The organism is Sporomusa rhizae, from assembly GCF_041428845.1.
Lineage (GTDB): Bacteria > Bacillota > Negativicutes > Sporomusales > Sporomusaceae > Sporomusa > Sporomusa rhizae.
In genome coordinates, this window is sequence record NZ_CP156925.1 from 3,342,507 (window position 1) to 3,363,334 (window position 20,828).

Sequence of the window (20,828 nt, forward strand, 5' to 3'; positions counted from 1 at the left end):
TTCCTCTCTGCACTAAAGTATATATTCCACTCCACAGCCTCGGCTAATTTTGGGGTAACTCAAGTATTCTTGCCTCACGTTTTTCATCTGTGCCAACAACCTTAAAGCCATGTTCGTCTATCAGTTTTTTGATAATCAGAATGACATTTATATCTGGCCAGATATATCTCACAATAGAACATTCTGTGCCACAAAAGGATAAGCCTTTTCTTCACGAACTATACCGCCTAGTTTTCAAAGGTTATTGAACCGTTGTGGAGATTGCAAATGGGCCTGTTTTATATGACGGGAAATAGCGGTTACCATTTCCGGCCAAACCCCCGTGGGGAGATCGTGCCCCATTCCGTCAATGATCAATAAATTTGCCCCAGGAATTACGCGAGCTGTATCTTTTCCCGCTTCGACTGGAATCAGCGGATCACCGGATCCGTGTATGACGAGTGTTGGGGCTTTAATAGATGAAAGCAATGCTGTTCTATCCCCACGGGAAAGAATAGCCACATTTTGACGCGCCATTCCTTGTGGGTAATATGAGCGGTCATAGTTCTTCTCCAGGTATGTCCGAGCTCTTTTTTCCTCAAAGGGAAAACCGGGACTCCAAATCTTTCGCCATACATTCATATTGTGTTCAATATATGCTGTGCGCTCCGCCGGTGGCGGTGCGACAACGGCAGCTATCGCGTCCGGCTTTCCCTGCGGAAGATGGGGATTTCCCGTGTTTGACATGATGGAAGTCAGACTCATAACGCGCTGTGGATGCCGATAAGCAGCAACCTGGGCTATCATGCCGCCCATCGAAGCACCGCAGATATGCGCTTTTTCAATGTGCAAGGCATCAAGTAACCCCACACAGTCGTCTGCCATATCATCCAGGGAATATGCCGCTGCAACATGCTTGCCTTCCATAGCGGCTTTGATTGCAGCCATAATATCCGGGACTCCGGCTTCATCAAATTTTGTCGAAAGACCAGCATCGCGATTGTCAAAACGAATAACAAAAAGGCCCGTTTTCGCTAATAGTTCGCAGAACTCGGCATCCCAGAAGAGCAGTTGGGCACCATTGCCGGCGATTAATAGTAAGGCTAAAGAAGACCTATCGCCGAAAGTATCATACTCAATCTGAATTCCATTTGCCGTCACATTAGGCATTGTTTTCACCTTCCTGCATCATTCTAAAAGTGTTGTCGATGATATTGGGGGCATCATGGCTAACTGTGGAGCCGCTTTCGTTTACCGTTTGCGTCGTTCCATCAAGACATCATAAAACATCTTCTTTTCCGTCAACTTTTTCTGTATAACAGCTTTCTCTTCCCCAGCCGCAGTTTGTAGTTTTTCTTCCAAACTGGCGATTTCTTTACGCAACTCCATTTCCGGTGGCAACGAGCCTGAATTCTGCATAACCAAAAATGCCGCACGCTGTTCGGGGGGAACAAAGCTGAGGTCGGTAAGCTGCAAAGGTTTGCCCTGTCCGGGCAGATTGTCAAATGTTCCCTGTTTCATTGCCCTTTTAATATTTTGCTCTATGATCTTGTTAATTCCGTCATTCACTACCAGACACCTCCATTTTCATCACTCTAGCATTTTAAAAAATTACCCGTCCTTCATCCCCATCAACGGTAACGACCTGGCCGTCTTGAATAGCCTTCATAACTCCGGGCACGTTAATAACGGTTGGAATCCCATATTCTCTGGCAATAATTGCTCCATGCGATATATATCCTCCTGTTTCCATAACTACAGCACAAGCTTTCAAAAACAGAGGAGTCCACCCCGGGTCGGTAGAAGGAGCCACCATAACCTCGCCAGGCTGCAGCTTATTTCCCTCGCCAGGATGATTAATCAAGCGGGCTGTACCAGTGGCTTTACCGGCTGCCGCTCCTACGCCCTGCAAGTAATTGCCTAAGGGTATGATAGCAGGTTGCGAGCACGTTGCCTTATCGCCCTGGATAATGTCCGGAGGAATGATCTTATCATTGGCGTTATGAGTTGCAATGCGGTCCTGCACCAGGCTTTTAAGCCCCATCCCATTCCATTCCCCACCCAATATCGAGAATATTTCAGGCCAGGTACAGAAGAAAATATCGGATGGTTGATCGATAAGGTTCCGTCCGGCAAAACGGTCGCCCAACTCCAAGGCCATAGAACGATAGGGCTGTAGAGCCATAACCAGGATCGATTTGGCCATTTCCCGTAATCCAGCTCCCTGCTGGGCATCTATTATCATTTTGCGAATTCCCTCCAGTTTGTCAGCAGGAAGTAAGGCGGTGATTTCCGCCCAGGCCTGCTTACCCTTTTCTTTTTGACGGGCTCGCAAATTGTTCAGATTGGCAGTAGGCATCGTTGTCCTTATAATATCCAATAGGTAGGAAGCATCTTCCTGCCAACGGGGGTTGATGATGTCCAATTCATAGATAGCTCTATGACCATATTCTTTTAAGAATTTTTGGAAATCTTGTCTAAACGGCGAGCTTTCCGGAAGCTGCTGTTCCCATAAAAGCGGGGCAAAAGGACGGTTGTTGAAGTATCGAACTGCATAATCGTCCCGACGGGCCTGTTCGGCCAATTCAACCAGACGATACCCATGATCGGCGCTGGTTATTGATGCGTCTCCACCCGCCATCAAGCCGTTTATAACCATGGGGGTCTTGGGGCCTAAAACTCCGAACAGGTTTTGCATTAAAATTCCCAACGGCAGCCCTCCGGCTCCACTTAACCAGGTGTATTTTTCACTATAGGCTTTAACGATTTGACCCAAATCCTCAAAACTGTCAATAAACGCATGATTGGGAAAATGCTTATATCCTTCTGGGGCAATTTTTTTTATCGCGGCAGCTACTCCTGAAAGAATGTCACTTGCATTCGCAGCGGCCTCATTAATTAGGGCCATGGTTCGCATAGCAGTTTTTTGCCTCTGCACGCCTGCTTCCCCTTCGAAAGGGCTCCGATCGTCGATTTCAATTTCCGGCTGGTGCCCTCCCCAGACAAAAGTTAGATCACGGGGTAATGCTCCGTTACAATCGTACTGACCCCAGTATACTGCTGACATATTGCAGTATAAGCGGCCATTAAAGATCCGGGAAAATTGAATTCCATCCGGCACCGGGTAGCCGGGATTAGAAAATGTGCTAATCCAAATAGTATCAATGAACTCTTTCATTATTTGTCTATGGAGAGGAGATAAGACCATAGGAATCGCGTCCCGGTAATTGGCATTAGACCACGCAGTAGGCTGATTTTTTATAGCCTCGAAGGTACAATCCGGCAAAGTGGTAACCGGGCGGGCCTGGAGCAGGACAAAGCTACTGCCGTCAAAAGCCCACTCTATATCTTGCGGTTCCTCGCCGTTTCCTAGAGAGTCGAAAATACGGGTTATTAATACGCCTAATTTTTTAATTTCTTCGTCGGTTAAAGCCGGTTCTGATCTGAGGTGGTCGTAAGGAGCCAGATATACCCCGCCGTTTTCGTTGGTGCTGGTCACACCTAACTTGGAACCTAAGTTTTTTGCTTTAATTTCCGGCAGCAAGGTATAGACAGGGGGAGCGACAAAGTAGGTGTCAGGCTCTACGGCTCCGCTTACTACGGATTCTCCCAGACCGAAGTTGGCATTGATCACATAGATATCCCGACGGCCACTCTGAGGATCACAGCTAAAAGCCACCCCGGCCGACCGGGCTTCAACCATCTCCATAATGATGACAGCAGGCAATAATTCGTGGTCGTCTATGTTCTGTTTGCGACGATAGGCTACGGCCCGGGGCGTCCATAGAGATGCATAGCAGCCCTTGATCGCTTCTATAATGTTCTCCAACCTTCTAATATTAAGGAAGGTATCATGAATACCGGCAAAAGATGCCTGCCGCGAATCCTCTGCTGAAGCCGAAGATCTAACTGCTACTCTTTTATCGGCTAATCCCTCGGTAACTAACCTTCCCTGTATGGCTTCAACAACCATAGGAGGTATCGTCGCATTTATTATTTGCTCTCTTAAGCAGTAGAGGAGATGATCGGCCTCACTCAGATTCTTACTATTTATTTGAAGCGAGGTTAATTTTAAAGTCTCGCCAAGCTGATTATAGTTGATAAATTCTTGAAATCCTGCAGTTGTAAGCACTAAACCACACGGAACGTTAAAGCCATACCGTTCCAGCCTGGATAGGTTCCAAGCCTTTCCCCCAACCAAACTGACGCCGAACTGAAAAGCTTCTCTCCAGGAAGCTACATAATTATCCATTCGATTTTGCATATGGCCACCCCCTTCTTTAGCGAATGATTATTCTGATTTTTTTGTCGTTTATCGAATGAAAGCTCCGTATAATACCAAATCCACCAGTTGTACCGTCTCCTCCCGAAGGTTTACCCGGGTATTATCTTTTAGCCAGTCTAGTACCGTTACTGTACGCATGTAATCAATAAAACCAAATACTCTTTCAACGGAGATGTCTGCGTTGATTTCTCCCATTTCTTGACTTGTACGTAAAATATCCATAATAAGACTCTGAGTGCCACTCGGCTCAAACTTGTAATTAGGCTCCTGCAACATAATTTTCATACGGTACATTAAAGCAATACTACAAATCTCCGGGTTCAACTCCAACCAATCATAGCGTTTGTTAATGGCTGCTATCAATCGTGATCTTGTGTCAGGCAGGTTGGAAAGTATCTCCAGCGTCTCCTGGGCTGTATCTTTGGCTATGCTTCGAACATATTCATCGGCAATGGCTTCTTTGAAGGGGAAATAATTATATAAAGTTTTTCTAGCCACAACAGCTTTGTCCGCAATTTGATCCATAGTCGTGTTTTCAAAGCCCTGCTGATTAAACAACTCACCTGCCACGGCAATAATCCTGTCACGAATCTCCTTTTTCTTTCTTTCAACCAGACTGCCCATTAGTCATCCCCCAAAGCGATTAATTTCCCAGCATACACTCAGTATATAATTATACTGAGTGTATGTAAATTATCCATCATCTTATTTTAATTGTCAATAACTGCTATTCATAAACGCTATTCCAACATTCAGGATAGGTATGTACGGTACAAGTTTTAGAAGACAGGGACATTGGCTGAACCTCCTGTTTCCCGACCGATTTGGCGGATTGATTTGGCCCTAAAAAATAGAATTTCCTCAAAGCTGTGAGGCATTCATGCTTCTCAGCTTTGAGGAAAAAAACTAGAGGAAAATTCCCAGCATTTGATCCGTTGAGATTAACAATAAGTGTTAAAATAAATTTTGGCTTGATGAGATTTTTTCACCAAAGCCCGCATTCGCTCCCCATACGATTATGCAGTTCTCCGGATAGGTGAGTGGTTTGCAGTTTGACCCCCGCCTAATGCCTCAGCTTTTATAGCTGTATTGGCAGATTACCTTTATTCGTTTCTTAGATATAGCTAGGTTCACAAAGTGCTTAGCCTATGAAAAAGCCTCAATCCTGCGTTTCATTCCGCAAGGATTGAGGCTTTTGGGCCTGACTCTAAATGAAGTTAATTATGTTTTCTTCTGAGTATAGGGAAAGAAGAGCTTATCTTCTTTCAACATATGCCCCAAAACAACATCGTCAAGAATAAACAAAATGAAAGAAGATGTGCTGATTTCATCTTGTAAATAATAATTTTTGAGCGATGCAGCTTTAGTAAGCAGTTGTGTATGTATTAACTTATGGTCTTCGACGTCAGGGTAGCCGATTTGTTCCAGTATCTGCTCTTCGCTAGAAAAATGATTATCAATTTCTTCAATCAACGTCTCCAACATAGTCAATACTTTCTCAAATTCAGAATTTGACAGCATGGACATTTCAAAGAGTTCTTTTGATCTCTCCAATAATTTTTGATGCTGCCTGTCAATCTCAGGATGACCACTTTCCCATTCCGGATTCCAGATCATATTTACCGCCGCAACAATTGAGCGTACCACCCGGTTTCGTCCGTATTTTTTCGCCCGGTATAAGTTATCGTCAGCTCGTTTATAAAAGTCTTTGAAAAATTCCTTCCTGTATCTTTCAGCAACGCCTATGCTGACCGTGACCTGGCCCGCATACGGATGCTTATTCTCTTCCAGAACAACGCGTATTTTTTCAGCTACTGCGGCAGCCTCGTCAACAGTAGTTTTTGGCATAAGGATGAGAAACTCTTCTCCGCCAAACCGGAAAAGCTTATCCGGCCTTCGGATAAGCTTTTTAACAATCTGAGCCGTTTGTTTCAAAACTTCATCACCTATCAGGTGACCACACGTGTCGTTAACGTTTTTAAAATGATCAAGGTCAAATACTATCATAGAAATGGGGTCTTCATAACGGTCGGCCTGCGCCAGGGCACGTTCTGCTTCCTGATCCAGCATATGCCGATTATACAATCCAGTCAAGTTATCCGTGGTAGCGAGGATCTCATTCTTTGCTTTGAGTCGTCGTTCTTCCTCCATACTTACTTGTAGCATTTTTACACCCTGAACCAACCAGCCTATTTCATCTTGTCTTTTCGCATCTGTCTCCAAATTAGAAACCGGTTGTCCGTTAACGATACTCTGCAATGCATTTATGATTCGTTTCATAGGAGAGAATAACATGATTCTAAAATAACTGAGACTAAACACAGAAAATGCCAACACCAGAAAGAACTCGAGCAAAGCTACCTCTAATCCCCGGATAGCCTTATTTTTCATTTGTTCTACATAATTCCGATTTTCAACACTTACTTCAGCGATTAGGTCAAAAATCGAGTCAAATGCTGGTACCGATAGTGCCGCCAGTCGCTGTACCGTGTCTTTCGGGACTTTTCCCGCCAAAGCCTGACGTAAAATTTCATTTTGAAACGATCTATATTCATTATAGTATTCCTGGAATACCTTGTCGCTCTTTCTACCCAGCGCGGGATTATTCAATTCTGCCATATCCTTATCGATATTGGCCCAGATATAATCTGCTTTCACTCGAGACTCGATAAAATTTTGGTACTTTTCACCAGGAATAGTGGTGCCCCGACTTATCGCTGCTGTTAATACGCTGCCACTATAGCCGCTGAAAAGCCTAAATTCAATGCAGGCCAACTGTAATTGATAATAAAGATCAAAATCATCAATAATCAATTCTTTTTTACCTAACACTGCAAGGGTTTCTTTTATGCGAAAAATAAAGGTCGTAGAGTTCGCAAACCATTCATCAGCAAATGCCGCTTCCCTTTCAGCAAATTTCATTTCTGCCTGTATATCGGCTTTAGCCCGCAACTTCAGAAACTTGGCGTACTCGCTTTGCAAAAGGTTAGCCGACACTGGATCAATTTCATTTAGTTTCTCTAGACCAATACTTAGGTTTTTATCGGCCTGCACACGTCGTTCTTCGATAAAAATCCTATTAGCATCAGTAATCGGACTTTCCTCTGATAATATGACGTTAGTTCGTCCCCTCTCAAACGCAAGAGCTTCTATCGTTAAAAAAAAGAACTCGCTACACCTGTTGATTGCTGTTATGCGATTCGCCCGATTATTCACTTTTACAGCATCGAATACGAGTGACATCGAAAAAATGACCAGGACAAAGTTCGTAACCAAAATGCAAATCGACAGTTTTGTTTGCAAAGACCGAAACCAAAAAACGCCTTTCTCAGATTTCATTTTCTCTCAAAACCATCCTAATAGTAAAATACCCACCATTTAATCTGTTCGCATACTGTTCAACGCAACTCAGAAGGAATGTGAATTTTTGTAATCAAATATTACGTGCTATATAAAAAAATCTTCTTTATTTTTACCATATAAAACGAAAATTCGACAACTTTCAAATATCTTCCTGCTATTATTTTGCAAAATTCAGCAATTAGCCTAGACATTAATCGATTTTAACAGAAATAAATAAAGATCCCATCTTCCGTATATACAACTAAGGTTCTGGTATGAATAATCTTTCCACTTAACAGACTAATAAAAGAATCAAGGCAAAAATGCAATATAATATGCATTTTCGCCTTGATTCTTCTTTTAAAAAATGAGATCCTTAAAGAAAAGCTTTGCTTATTTGCTAGAGAAAGTATAAGATGATATACTAAATATTATAAACGTCCATAAATTGGATTCCTTCTAACTAAAAGACAGCGATCCGAATTGAAAACAAGGGTAAAATTTGCATTATCTACAACTACATAGAACTTTAGCCTGAAAGATTTAGTGCAAAATTAACAATAATTTGCATTTTTGCTTAGTTTATTATTTATCCAGTCTTCACCATTACCTGTCGCGAATAATGAAGTTAATACTATTATCTTCAGATTCACCCAGCAAAAGCCTGCAAATGTATGATCGAGATATTGGTTTTACTTTTCATTCGTTTATTGGCAAAAAAACAACATGTAGGTATTTTATAATAGGAGTGATATTTAATGGATGGATACGTGGAGCATTTCTGGGGATATCTTCATATCGACAAGTCAGGAAAAATAATCGCCGCCAACCAAGAAGCAGAATGCTTGTTAGAAAACAACCCACTAGTTGGCAACAGCTCGCTTCAACTCTTGCCATGGCTAAGACTAAGCTGGTTGAACGAAAACTCTATACCACGAATTGTGAAAACGTCAAGATCAGACAAACTCCTCCTTGATATTATTCCGGATGCAGATGATGCGAATTCTTTTCACCTGTACTTTAGAAAATTACTTGATTTTCATGACACAGATCATTTGTGGTGCGAAGTATCGGATTCGATTATTGGTGTTCAAAGGTTTATTGACACTTCCTATGATGGTGTAGTGGTTTCTGACGGCACAGGAAAAGTTCTCGCCATAAACAATGCATTTGTTAATCTTTCCGGTCTAACCAGAGAAGAAATCATCGAGAAAAACTTACAAGAATTGGTTGCTACTAATGTAATCCCCTATTCTTGTTCTATTCATGCCATCGAGCAGCGAAAAGTAATCAGTAGTGCTGTAAAATATCTAAATGGGAAAGAAGCGGTAGTATCGAGCAGCCCTTTGTTTGATCAATCCGGGAGAATTATTCGTGTTGTATCTAATGTTCGTGACATCAGCGAATTAAACATCTTACATGAAAAATTGAAATGCGCAAAAGATTTGGCTAAAGGACTCCGCCGGGAATTGAAAGCAATTCAAATGACTAACTTAGATACTAATCGCAGCCTATGCCAGAGTAGAATTATGGAAACATTATACGACCTGGTTATGAAAGTTGCCGACACCGATCTACCCTTGCTCATAACCGGGGAATCGGGTGTTGGTAAAACCGCTTTGGCAAAATTTGTCCATTCCGCCAGTGAGCGGAATTCCTCAGGAAATTTTATCCATGTAAATTGCAGCGCTATTCCTGAATCACTGCTCGAATCTGAATTATTCGGCTATGAGGAAGGTGCCTTTACAGGTGCAAAAAAATCAAAGATTGGTCTTTTTGAACTAGCCCATAATGGAACCTTGTTTCTCGATGAAATTGGGGATATGCCATTGCTACTACAGGCAAAACTTCTTAATATATTGCAAGAAAATAAGTTTTATCGTGTTGGCGGAACAAAAGAAATAACGGTAGATACACGCGTTATCACAGCAACGAATACAAAAATTGATCAACTGATTGCCAAAGGATTATTCAGGCAGGATCTTTTTTATCGTCTAAATGTTATTCCTATTAGAATTCCATCCCTATGTGAACGTAAGGATGATCTTCCACCTTTGATTGCGCACTATCTCGAAAAGGCCAATCATCGATATAAGCGTTCTAAGAGTTTCTCTCCTGCTGCCATGGAGCTCTTACTCAATTATAACTGGCCGGGAAATATCCGCGAGCTAATCAATCTTATTGAACGAATGACTGTTACCGTAGATGAACCGCTCATAGATTTACATCATCTGGCTGAGTTTTCTACCAATACCGATTTAATGAGTCTAACAAAACTCGCCATAGAGAGAAATCAAATTGCAGAAACGCAACAACGCCTGTGGCAACCGAATCGTTCCCTGAAGGATTTGGTAGGTTGTCTAGAAAAGAAGATTATTGAAGAAGCCATAGCTGAGTGTGGTTCGCTGAAGCAAGCGTCCCATTGCTTAGGCGTAGATGCAACGACCTTAATCCGAAAAAAAAACCGAAATAAAAAAACATCCCAAATAAAAACGGTAGACATTACTGAATAACTTTCTTGGATTGCAATATAAAAAACTTCCTTAATGGCTTGAATGGATTTATCCTTTTTGCCATTAAGGAAGTTTTTTTCAAAATTTCTATTTTTCTAAGCGAAAAGTATTTACTACTTTTTGGAGTTCAGCTGCCATAGAAGCTAATTGCCGGCTTAGAGAAGCAATCTCCTGCATAGCTGCCGATTGTTCCTCTGTAGCGGCAGAAACTGTCTGTGCTTCACTATTAAGTACACTGGTAACCGCATCAATATGCTGCACTGCTTCGGCGATTTCCTTACTGTGTACACTTACTTGGCTGATTGCTTCCACAGTGTTATCTATTTTTTGGGCAAGCAAATTAATCTTCTCAATAATATTTTCAAATGCATTTCCGGCCTCGTTAACCGCGTTGACGCTGATATCAGTTTTCGTTGAACCTTCATCCATCACTTTAACGGCCTGATCTATTTTATATTGCACATCTGTAATTAAGACCTCTATTTTTTTTGCTGCGATCTGAGACTGCTCCGCCAATTTTCGGACTTCTTCCGCCACTACAGCGAAACCATATCCCTGCTCCCCGGCTCTGGCAGCTTCAACGGCAGCATTTAGGGCTAAGAGATTGGTTTGGCCGGCTATGCCAGACATGGTATCTACAATTTGTCCAATTTCTCTGGATCGTTCCCCAAGTTCACTAATGACATTATTCGAATCTTTCACTGCAATTTTTAAATCGGACATATTCTTAATGGCATTTTCGATCGCCGTGCCGCCTTCCTTCGCGGTTTGGGCGGTTTGTGACGCTGCCAGTCCAACTCCATGAGAATTCTGTGTGATAATACCCAGATGTTCTGACATGTCTTTGACAAAATGATTAGCTTTTTCCACATCTTCTTTCTGTTTAGCCGCTCCGCCAGCTACTTCGGTGATTGAAATTGCCACTTGATTTGCCGCCTGCGCTGATTGTTCCGAACTTTCATAAAGCTGGTTCGAAGCTGCCGTGACTGCTTGCGCATTATTCTGAGTATTTCGCAGCACTTGGGACAATTTCTCCACCATATTATTAAAAGCCTCTGCCATCAGCCCCAACTCATCCCTAGAGGTACTGTCAAGTTTTTCAACAACTAAATTCCCCTTAGAAATATGGGAAGTAGCATTCACTAATCTAAGTAAAGGTCTGGTAAAGTGTCCGGCAATAGCAAAGGCCAATCCGGCAAATAATAAAATAAGTACAATGCCAATACCTCCGTACACCAAAGCATAATGAACGCTTTCCTGCCGCACCAGGTCGTAGGGAATGGTCGCAACAACAACCCAACCTGTTTGTGGATTTTGTCTGAAGCTAATCAGACTCTTTTCTTTTTCAATATCGACTTCAGTAATACCTGACTCACCCGACAATGCTCTTTTTATAAAATCATAGCTTGTTATATCGACTCTATCTGCTTCCGTTTCTACTTTTTTGGCCGAATCCGCCAATAACTTTCCTTCTCTGTCCACGATAAACACACGGATTTTACCATCAGATTGACTTTTTACAAATTCCTGCAACACAGATAAATCATAATCTCGTTGCAGCAATCCCGTTACCAAACCGCTTTTGTTCACTACCGGAACACCAAATACGGTAACAAACCTGCCGGTAGCTCTACTTACTACAACTTCGGAAACCACTTCCTTCCCTTGCATAGCGTTCTTGAAATAAGGTCGTGTCCCTGTCTCAACCACCGGTAAATTATCGCTGCGAATCATTTGCATACCTTTTGCACTAGTAATATGCGTAGGATTGGCATCTTTATAAATACTGTTCGTATTAATGACCGCTTCTCTCATAGAAGGGAGATAGGTTACCGGGTCGGCCAGAAATAACCCGGTAAGAGGATTAACTGCCAGCGCTCTCAAGCCTGTGAAGTTTTCTTTTGCTAACGCATTAATATTTTCATCCACTAGCTGGGATCGTTTTTGACAATCGGCTTCGGCAGTCTTAATCGCCGTTGAAAAGGTACTGTAAAAATTAATAGCAATAAAAATGGCAAGGGGAACTGTACTCATCAGAATCAACATCCATACCAATTTTGCTTTTATACTCATATCAGTCAACCAATTACTCATCCTTATCATTTACTGCTCCTTCCCTGTACATTTTATTTACATCTTAACTCTTAAACCCGCAAAAACCTTGTCCGCTCTCTTACCTAGCGCGAACAAAGATTTTTGCGGGTTGCTAATAGGGATAACCTTTAAGTTTGTAGGTGTTAATCAGGTCGGTGAAGGTCGCCGTATATTTATCTTCCTGCCGCAAAGGCTGCTTTGGCGACAGCTTCCGCATTGTTACCAATAATAACGGCGGCCAGTTTACGGCCTTCACCGAGCAGTTCAACCACCTACACCCCAAACATCTCTTCGCACTTAGCCCGGCATCCATCCGCAACCGTTCCTGAGTCTGTCCAAGTGTAATGTCAGTCAATCCAACAGCAAACTTAGAAGTCTAGAATTATACAATCGCAGGGAACAGACTAACCAGTAGAACCATAAGGAAAGCTACACAGGTCTTTAGCAAGGTAAGGGCAAAAATATCTCTATATGACTGTTTATGAGTCAAACCGCAAATAGCCAGAACAGTAATAACAGCGCCATTGTGCGGCAACGTATCCATACCACCGGCTGCCAAAGAAGCTATGCGGTGCAGCACCTCCGGATTAATACCAGCTTGCAGCCCCCACTCCAGGTAGGTTTTGCCCATCAGCTCGAGAGTTATGCCTATGCCCCCGGATGCGGAACCCGTAACGCCAGAAATAACATTAGTCATTAGGGCTTCTGACAATAGCGGGCTGTTGCCGATATGTATTCCCATTAGAAATTGGGAGATATCTTTAAAACCTGCCAGTGTAGATATAACGCTGCCATACCCGACTTCCGAGCTGGTATTCATGACAGCCAGCAATGAACCCATAACTGCAATTTGCGTAGACTTGCCAAAACCTTCGGCGTTTCGGAATTTGGGGAAATTAATGACAACACAAGTAATAATGGCAAGTGTCAGTGCCGTGATCAAGGCCCAGATGCTGGTTACGTTCTTAAGGGTTACACCTGTTGTGAAACCTTTTAAAATCGCAGGATCCCAAGTGCCTATCCACCGAGTAAATACGAAGTTACCGACGAGTACTATGAGAAGTGGTAAAACAGCAATGAATCCACTGGGAAGTTTAGTGTCATCGATTGCGCTTAAGTCCGGCTCATTTATATGGCCTTCGCCATATCCTTCCCCGGCTGCGACAAGTTTTTTACATCTCCATTCCATATATCCTACCCCGCCAGCAAAAAGCAGAACTGCAGCAATCATGCCCGTAACCGGCGCCGCATAAGCATCAGTGCCAAAATACATAGTGGGAATTAGATTTTGAATCTGTGGTGTGCCTGGAAGCGCATCCATAGCAAGACCAAATCCACCAAAGGCAATACATGCCGGAATCAAACGTTTAGGATAATTCGCTTCCCGGAACAAGGCCGCTGCTAAAGGGTAAACGGCAAACGAAATAACGTGAGTACTAACCCCGCCATAGCATAAGACTATACCGGCAGTGATAATAGCCATTATGGCCCGCTCTTTGCCTAAAACCCGAATAATCATTAAGGCAATTTTTCTAGCGGAACCCGAATCTTCCATTACCTTACCTAAGACAGCTCCCAGCAGAAATATTGGGAAGAAGTTTTTGATGAATCCCACCGTCTTGGGCATAAAGACCTCCGTGTATGTCGGCAGGATTGGCATGTTAGATAATAGTGCAGCCAGTAAAGCAAAAACCGGAGCAAACAAAATAACAGAAAATCCACGGTAGGCAAAAAACATGAGTAAGCACAAACTCAGTAAAATACCAATTACTTCCATATTATCCTCCTAAATTGCATATATTTTTTTATATTTGGATTACTCTGATTTTAAAAATTTTCTTGAAATAATGAAGATTGAGTTGCACTCTAATGCGAAATACTCCGGTTAGGCTGCTCCATTATCCTCACTTTAAAGCGATCAGGCGTGACAAGCCGGACTGCTTGTCACCCCGTCGCCGCTTATAAAAGTTATTTCCCGAGGAATTGAGCTTTACGCTTCTCAACAAAGGCAGTCATGCCTTCTTTTTGATCAGCAGTTGCGAAGCAAAGGCCAAAAACTTCTGCCTCGTAGGCCTGGCCGGATTCAAAGTCCATGTCCAGTCCTTCATTGACTGCCGCCTTGCAAAGTTGCACTGCAACAGGCCCACGGGACATGATTTTTTTTGCCATTTCCATTGCGACAGTTACTAGCTGATCAGCAGGCACTACTCTGTTTACCAGTCCCAACCGATAGGCTTCTTCAGCACCAATTTGGTCGCCAGTAAACAATAGTTCTTTGGCGCGCCCTTTGCCAATCAGCCTCGGCAGCCTTTGGGTACCTGCAAAACCGGGAACAACACCCAACAATACTTCCGGTTGTCCAAATTTAGCTTTTTCTGAGGCAAGGCGAATATCACAACTCATCGCCAGTTCACAGCCCCCACCGAGAGCATATCCGTTCACCGCAGCAATTACTGGCTGAGGTAAATTTTCAATGGAGTTAAATACAGCCTGACTAAATTTTCCCCATTCGCGCGCGTCAAGTGCCGACATATTGCGCATCTCACTGATATCAGCCCCAGCAACAAATGACTTGTCGCCACTACCTGTGATAACGACAACAGCAACATCCTTATCGAAAGCAATTTTTTCGACTAAGTCCTTCAACTCAGTCATCGTTTCCCGGTTCAAAGCATTTAAGACTTTCGGACGATTAATCGTTAACACACCAATGCAATCATTTTTTTCGAACACAAGATTATTATATTGACTCATGTAATCCCCCTCTTCCATTAATAAGTGATATACCCAACAGATTCACCAATACTCTCTATTTAGAATCTGGTTTCATAATCATAACAACCGCTTTACCGTCTACAACAGTCTCGTTTCGCTGATTTGTAATTACTGTTTTCAAAACCAACCTGCGTTTCGCATCAATTTTCTCAACCACCTCAGCGTAAGCCGTAATGGTATCCCCGATTTTTACCGGCCTGACAAATTTCACTTCTTGGGAAAGATACAATGCGTTAATGCCAGGCAAACAGCATCCTACCAGTGTCGAAATAAAAGAGGCTGTCAGCATGCCGTGAGCAATCCGTTCACCAAACATAGTAGATTTTGCATATTCAGGATTAACATGGATAGGGTTGAAGTCACCGATAATACCAGCAAAGTTAACTATATCGGCTTCACTAATCATTTTACTAATGGAAGCACTTTCCCCAATTTCAATCTCCTCATAGGGTCGTTCTACAACAAAAGAGGTATGAACAGGCATTTACATCACCGCCTTTACTATTTTAGGATGTGACCGGCAATAACTACCCTTTGAATCTGGTTAGTACCCTCGTAAATTTGAGTAATCTTTGCATCACGCAATAACCGCTCCACCGGATATTCACGGGAATAGCCATAACCGCCCATGACTTGAATGGCATCAAGGGCAACCTTCACGGCAGTATCAGAGGCAAATGTTTTGGCCATAGCTGCTTCTTTGCCGAACGGCAAACCGGCATCTTTCAAGGCGGCAGCATGATAAACCAGATGCCGTGCGGCTTCAATCTGAATAGCCATATCTGCAAGCATAAACGAAACTGCCTGTAAAGCAGAGATTGGTTTACCAAATTGCTCCCGTACCTTGGAATATTTTAGCGCTTCCTCATAAGCAGCCTGTGCGATACCTACAGCTTGAGCGCCGATGCCAATTCTGGCACTGTCCAGGACGACCATAGCAATTTTAAAACCTTCCCCCTCCTTACCAAGCAAGTTCTCTTTGGGAATTCTGCAATTTTCAAAAATCAACTCGGTTGTTGAGGAAGCGCGAATACCCATTTTTTCTTCTTTTTTGCCAATCGTAAATCCGGGAGTTCCATTCTCTACAATAAAACCGGTAATCCCTTTTACACCTTTGCTCTTGTCAACTGTCGCAAATACACAATATGTCTCGGCCACTCCACCATTGGAAATAAAACATTTGGCTCCGTTAAGAACATATTCATTACCATCCAGCTTAGCCGTGGTGGACACACGCGATGCGTCAGAGCCTGCGCCGGGTTCAGTTAAGGCAAATGCCCCAATTTTTTTACCACTCGCAAGATCGGGAATATACTTCATTTTTTGCTCTTCTGTTCCAAACAGATAGATAGGCATAATTCCGGCTGAAGTATGAATGGCCACGACAGCGCCGGTAGCTGCGCAGGCTTTCGATATTTCTTCGATTGCCACTACATAACTAACCGTGTCAACTTCTGCTCCGCTATATTTCTCCGGAATCGGCAAACCGGCCAGACCCATATCTGCCATTTTTACCCAATTATCCATAGGAAACTTCTCCGTAAGATCATAGCTTGCCGCTTTAGGTGCTATTTCTTTTTGGGCAAAATCGCTAACAAGCTTGCGCATTCCTTCTTGCTCTTCCGTTAATAAAGCCATAATTAATCCTCCTAGTATTTAACTTCAACTATCAGGTACTGTTTCCCTGTCCTAGATAATTTAACATGTCACTATTGCTTGGCTAAGATTTCCTCTTTAATATCCATGCGCTTTTCAGCAAAGATACGAGCATCCATCACTTTTAAGTTAGGAGATACCTTGATCGGGAATTCTATCTGAGACAATACGTCCTTCTCCAGATTGATTCCTGGAGCGATTTCCGTAATCATCATACCTTCCGGAGTCAATTCGAATACGGCTCTTTCCGTAACATATAATACTGGTTGCCCCATTTCGCGAGCGTAGATTCCGCTGAATGTAATTTGTTCAACCTTTTTAATAAACTTCTTGCTTTTGCCTTCCTGCAATATATTGAGTTTCCCATTTTCAATAGCTAATTTTAAGCCGCCTGCTGTCAACGTACCGCAGAATACAACTTTTTTAGCATTTTGAGATATGTTTACAAAACCGCCGCAACCCGCAATGCGGGGGCCAAACTTGCTAACGTTTATATTGCCTTCCTCATCCACCTGGGCTAACCCAAGAAAAGCGATGTCGAGACGGCCACTGTCGTAGAGATCGAACATATTAGGATGTTCCAGAATTGCCAAGGGATTAAAAGATGCTCCGAAATTTGCACCCGAAGCCGAAATGCCGCCTAACGGTCCGGATTCAACCGTCAAGGTGATATCATCAATTAAGCCTTCTTCATTAGCTACCGTTGCCACTCCGTCGGGCATACCGACACCGAGGTTAAAGACACAATCGGGCGTAAGCTCCATAGCACAACGCCGGGCAATAATTTTCCGCTCATTCATTTCCATAGCGGCAATCCCTTCAAGCGGGCAGCGCAATTCACCACTTTGCGAAGGATCATAAAAACTTTCATTATTCTGCCAATGATACTCCGGCTTTGCCACTACAATGTGATCTACCAGCACCCCCGGTACCTTAACATGTTGAGGGTGAAGCGAACCTTTGGCAGCAACCCGTTCAACCTGGGCGATTACAATCCCGCCATGGGCCTTAGTTGCTTGCGCGATATGGAAAGCCTCAAGCAAAGCAGCTTCTTTTTCCATGGTGATATTGCCAAAGGTATCAGCGGTAGTTCCCCGAATAAAAGCAACATCAAACTTTTTGACCGGATTATAATGGAGATATTCTTGACCGTCGATAGTAATGACCTTTATCAAGTCTTCTGTTGTTTTGGAGTTAAGTTTACCGCCTTCAACACGGGGGTCAGCGAATGTCTTTAAGCCAACATGTGTAATAACACCCGGTTTTCTTCCCGCCATATTGCGATAAAAACTAGTAATTGCTCCCTGTGGCATTGCGTAAGCTTCAATTTGGTTTTCTGCAATAAGTTTTCCTAACTTTGGTGCCAGATTGTAATGGCTGCCAATTACCCTCTTAAGTAATCCCGGATGCCCATAATGGTTTACACATTTGTCCTTACCATCGCCATTACCAGCCGAGTAGAATAAGGTTAAATCCGTGGGATGCCCTGTTTCTAAGAATCTCTTTTCCAGCATGATACTTAATTCTTCCGGATGCGCCATACCGACAAACGCTTGAACGGCTATGGTATCACCGGATTTGACAAGTTTCACAGCTTCGCCAGATGAAATGATTTTACTCTGCATACTACTTCCTCCTCACTATCAAAGTGTACTATGTTATTAATTACACTTTTTATTAAAGCAAATATCATGCCAACTATCTTGCTCATAGTATATAAATTGGTTTTTTAGTGTATTTCTTCAGATTTTTAAGGCAATTTCAGACCAAATCCTTTTCTTTTACAATCGCCAAAATTCGAAATAAATTGACAAAATAGTATGCATTTTTAGTAATAATGGCATTTTTGCAATATGCAAAAATGCCATTATTATTAAAAAATGCATACTTAACTGCCATTTTCCATGTAAGAGTTAAAAAAAACAATGCCTATTGAAGTACCCTCTCTAATAGGATGAAAGACAACTAAGATTCAGATATATCGAAAGAATTCATTTTTGGCATTATTCTTGCATGATTACTTTACATGGGAAGGAGGAAAATGTCACCTGCGAGGCACAAGAAATCATAGCTCGTATTTATTATTCATGCAAAAAGTATAGAAAAGGAGAAGGAGTTAATTGTGGTAAAAACTGCTGTTTTATTAATCTGGATGGGTGTTACCTTCGGTATGATGACTTATATGATCATTAGGAAGTATAAAAATACTCTTTATGGGAAACCGGATAACAGGTTTGACCGTATGGGCGATCGTCTTACATATTTCCTAACGAATGTGGTAGCGCAAGATAAAGTGATTAAAGATCCGCTTTCCGGCGTATCCCACATTTTTATTATGTGGGGTTTCGTAGTGCTAGGTTTTGGTGCGCTTAACTTGGCAGTTGAGGGATTATTCGGCATCCCGGTACCTCTCATAGGCGATAATTTGTTGTTTATCAGTTTAAAAGAAGTGTTTCTTTTGTTAGTTTATATTGGCGTTATCATAGCAGTCTTGCGGCGGACCATATTAAAGCCAAATCGCATCGAGAATTCGGTCGAAGCATTTGTAATTCTTGGACTAATTAGTCTAATTGTTACCGGAGACCTTGTGTATAATGGAGCTAACTTTGCACTCGGAGAAAAAGATACGATTCGGTCGGCAGCATTTTTCTCCAACTTTGTATCAGGACTTCTGAGCGGAATTTCGCCAGATAACCTCCGGTTCCTGGCAGATGGGGCCTGGTGGATACATTTTCTGGCAATGGGAACGATGGCCCTCCTGATTCCTGGCTCCAAACATCTGCATCTGGCGTTTGCACCAGCCAATGCCATCTTCCATACGTTAAGACCCAAAGGGTCCCTCACAAAACTCGATTTCGAGGACGAGACGGCAGAAACTTTTGGTACAAATAAAATAGAAGAATTTACCTGGAAACAGCTTTTCGATACGTATACCTGTGTAAGGTGCGGAAGATGTACCGAACAATGTCCGGCTTTCCAGACCGGCAAACCGCTGGATCCCCGCGCTTTGCATGTTGACTTGCGGGAACATTTGGAAGAAAAGGTTCCGCTTTTAGAAAAGCTCAAAAATGCAGGCGACCAAAAACCTGAAATTACAGAGAATGAGCAGGCTATTCTTGACAAAATGATAGTTGACGGCGTATTTTCTGAAGAGTTTATCTGGTCCTGTACGACATGTCGTGCTTGCGAGCAGGCCTGCCCTGTCTCCAATGAGCATGTCCAGAAGATTGTAGATATGCGGCGCTACATGGTGATGACCGAAGCCAAAATGCCGGAAGATGTACAACGTACCTTTAACTGCTACAAAAGCGGCAATCCCTGGAAGCTCCCGCGCGGCAGCCGTGGTGACTGGATGAACGGCCTGGACGTCCCTGCTTGGTCGCAAGATACCGAATATTTACTGTATGTGGGCTGTGCGGGCGCTTACGATGAACGAGCAAAAAAGGTCAGCGCAGCGCTAGTAAACGTCCTCAAAGCAGCAGGAGTAAACTTTGGGGTTCTTGGAAACGATGAACCGTGCTGTGGTGAGACAATCCGCAGGCTGGGCAACGAATTTGAGTTTCAACAACTGGCAGAAGGAAATGTTGAGTTATTTAAGGAACTGGGCGTTAAAAAAATCATTACCCTCTGTCCACACTGCTTCAATTCATTAAGAAATGATTATCCCGATTTTGGCGGTGACTTCGAAGTTGCCCATCACTCCGAGTTTCTTACTCAACTAATTCATTCTGGCAAACTTAAAATCGACACTCCCTTTAAGGCCAAGGTTGTCTATCATGACGGCTGCTACCTCGGACGCCACAACGATGTATTTGAAGCCCCACGTTCGGTTCTTGGGGCAATACCCGGTCTAACGCTGACCGAAATGAATCGGAATAGGGATAGTGCATTCTGTTGCGGCGCCGGTGGCGGACGGAACTGGATGGAAGAGGAAGTAGGGAATGGCAAGCAACGTATTAACGAAACCCGAACTAAGGAAGCTTTAGAGACGGGCGCTGAAGTCATAGCTACCGCGTGCCCGTACTGCCTGACGATGATGCTCGATGGTACGAAAGCCAATAATGCCGAAGAACAGGTTCGTACGCTCGACATAGCGGAAATACTGGCTCAGTCCCTCCCAAAAATGAATTAGCAAGTTTTTTAAGGGCTACGCCTTTTTCTGTAGTTCCCCTTTCATGCTAAAA

General features: G+C 43.0%; 13 protein-coding genes. 2 read left to right on the plus strand and 11 right to left on the minus strand.

Features of this window, described 5'->3' with window-relative positions; all coding sequences use genetic code 11:
* Positions 1-234 precede the first annotated feature (234 nt).
* The 5 genes from SRRS_RS15815 to SRRS_RS15835 all read right to left on the minus strand — a co-directional run bounded on the left by SRRS_RS15815 (position 235) and on the right by SRRS_RS15835 (position 7,603).
* Positions 235-1,149: an alpha/beta fold hydrolase gene (locus SRRS_RS15815; RefSeq protein WP_371361864.1), complete on the minus strand. Its 915-nt coding sequence runs from the start codon at positions 1,147-1,149 to the stop codon at positions 235-237.
* Between the two features lie 81 nt (positions 1,150-1,230).
* Positions 1,231-1,548, minus strand: coding sequence for a DnaJ family domain-containing protein (locus SRRS_RS15820; protein WP_371361866.1), 318 nt, complete (start codon positions 1,546-1,548; stop codon positions 1,231-1,233).
* A gap of 34 nt (positions 1,549-1,582) precedes the next feature.
* Complete coding sequence (locus SRRS_RS15825; RefSeq protein WP_371361867.1) at positions 1,583-4,243, minus strand: PEP/pyruvate-binding domain-containing protein; 2,661 nt, start codon at positions 4,241-4,243, stop codon at positions 1,583-1,585.
* A gap of 48 nt (positions 4,244-4,291) precedes the next feature.
* Positions 4,292-4,888 (minus strand): TetR/AcrR family transcriptional regulator, encoded by a 597-nt coding sequence (locus SRRS_RS15830; protein WP_371361868.1) that lies wholly within the window; start codon positions 4,886-4,888, stop codon positions 4,292-4,294.
* A 597-nt stretch (positions 4,889-5,485) separates the two neighbouring features.
* Positions 5,486-7,603: a diguanylate cyclase gene (locus SRRS_RS15835; RefSeq protein WP_371361870.1), complete on the minus strand. Its 2,118-nt coding sequence runs from the start codon at positions 7,601-7,603 to the stop codon at positions 5,486-5,488.
* 761 nt (positions 7,604-8,364) lie between these two features.
* Between SRRS_RS15835 and SRRS_RS15840 the strand changes: the two genes are divergently transcribed.
* Complete coding sequence (locus SRRS_RS15840) at positions 8,365-10,119, plus strand: sigma-54 interaction domain-containing protein (protein ID WP_371361871.1); 1,755 nt, start codon at positions 8,365-8,367, stop codon at positions 10,117-10,119.
* 87 nt (positions 10,120-10,206) lie between these two features.
* Here the strand turns inward: SRRS_RS15840 and SRRS_RS15845 are convergent, their stop codons facing one another.
* From SRRS_RS15845 to SRRS_RS15870, 6 genes are all read right to left on the minus strand, one after another.
* A complete protein-coding gene (locus SRRS_RS15845; RefSeq protein WP_371361873.1) occupies positions 10,207-12,222 on the minus strand; it encodes a methyl-accepting chemotaxis protein in 2,016 nt (671 codons plus the stop codon).
* 373 nt (positions 12,223-12,595) lie between these two features.
* Positions 12,596-13,990: a GntP family permease gene (locus SRRS_RS15850; protein WP_371361875.1), complete on the minus strand. Its 1,395-nt coding sequence runs from the start codon at positions 13,988-13,990 to the stop codon at positions 12,596-12,598.
* Between the two features lie 191 nt (positions 13,991-14,181).
* The gene (locus SRRS_RS15855; RefSeq protein ID WP_371361877.1) at positions 14,182-14,967 is read right to left on the minus strand and encodes a short-chain-enoyl-CoA hydratase; all 786 of its coding nucleotides are present in this window, start codon (positions 14,965-14,967) and stop codon (positions 14,182-14,184) included.
* 55 nt (positions 14,968-15,022) lie between these two features.
* Entirely contained in the window at positions 15,023-15,472 is a 450-nt protein-coding gene (locus SRRS_RS15860; protein WP_371361878.1) for a MaoC family dehydratase, read from the minus strand.
* 17 nt (positions 15,473-15,489) lie between these two features.
* Positions 15,490-16,626 carry an acyl-CoA dehydrogenase gene (locus SRRS_RS15865; protein WP_371361880.1) on the minus strand — a complete coding sequence of 379 codons (1,137 nt, stop codon included), beginning with the start codon at positions 16,624-16,626 and terminating at the stop codon, positions 15,490-15,492.
* A gap of 71 nt (positions 16,627-16,697) precedes the next feature.
* On the minus strand, positions 16,698-18,269 hold the full coding sequence (locus SRRS_RS15870; RefSeq protein ID WP_371361882.1) for an acyl CoA:acetate/3-ketoacid CoA transferase: 1,572 nt from the start codon (positions 18,267-18,269) through the stop codon (positions 16,698-16,700).
* Between the two features lie 497 nt (positions 18,270-18,766).
* On the opposite strand from SRRS_RS15870, the gene SRRS_RS15875 reads away from it, so the two are divergent.
* Positions 18,767-20,776: a (Fe-S)-binding protein gene (locus tag SRRS_RS15875; RefSeq protein WP_371361883.1), complete on the plus strand. Its 2,010-nt coding sequence runs from the start codon at positions 18,767-18,769 to the stop codon at positions 20,774-20,776.
* The last annotated feature ends 52 nt before the right edge of the window (positions 20,777-20,828 follow it).

Bases quoted from the DNA above. Each gene is read 5' to 3' on its own strand.
- SRRS_RS15815 (WP_371361864.1), bottom strand. From the start codon at position 1,149: ATGCCTAATGTGACGGCAAATGGAATTCAGATTGAGTATGATACTTTC.
- SRRS_RS15825 (WP_371361867.1), bottom strand. From the start codon at position 4,243: ATGCAAAATCGAATGGATAATTATGTAGCTTCCTGGAGAGAAGCTTTT.
- SRRS_RS15830 (WP_371361868.1), bottom strand. From the start codon at position 4,888: ATGGGCAGTCTGGTTGAAAGAAAGAAAAAGGAGATTCGTGACAGGATT.
- SRRS_RS15835 (WP_371361870.1), bottom strand. From the start codon at position 7,603: ATGAAATCTGAGAAAGGCGTTTTTTGGTTTCGGTCTTTGCAAACAAAA.
- SRRS_RS15840 (WP_371361871.1), top strand. From the start codon at position 8,365: ATGGATGGATACGTGGAGCATTTCTGGGGATATCTTCATATCGACAAG.
- SRRS_RS15845 (WP_371361873.1), bottom strand. From the start codon at position 12,222: ATGATAAGGATGAGTAATTGGTTGACTGATATGAGTATAAAAGCAAAA.
- SRRS_RS15850 (WP_371361875.1), bottom strand. From the start codon at position 13,990: ATGGAAGTAATTGGTATTTTACTGAGTTTGTGCTTACTCATGTTTTTT.
- SRRS_RS15855 (WP_371361877.1), bottom strand. From the start codon at position 14,967: ATGAGTCAATATAATAATCTTGTGTTCGAAAAAAATGATTGCATTGGT.
- SRRS_RS15860 (WP_371361878.1), bottom strand. From the start codon at position 15,472: ATGCCTGTTCATACCTCTTTTGTTGTAGAACGACCCTATGAGGAGATT.
- SRRS_RS15865 (WP_371361880.1), bottom strand. From the start codon at position 16,626: ATGGCTTTATTAACGGAAGAGCAAGAAGGAATGCGCAAGCTTGTTAGC.
- SRRS_RS15870 (WP_371361882.1), bottom strand. From the start codon at position 18,269: ATGCAGAGTAAAATCATTTCATCTGGCGAAGCTGTGAAACTTGTCAAA.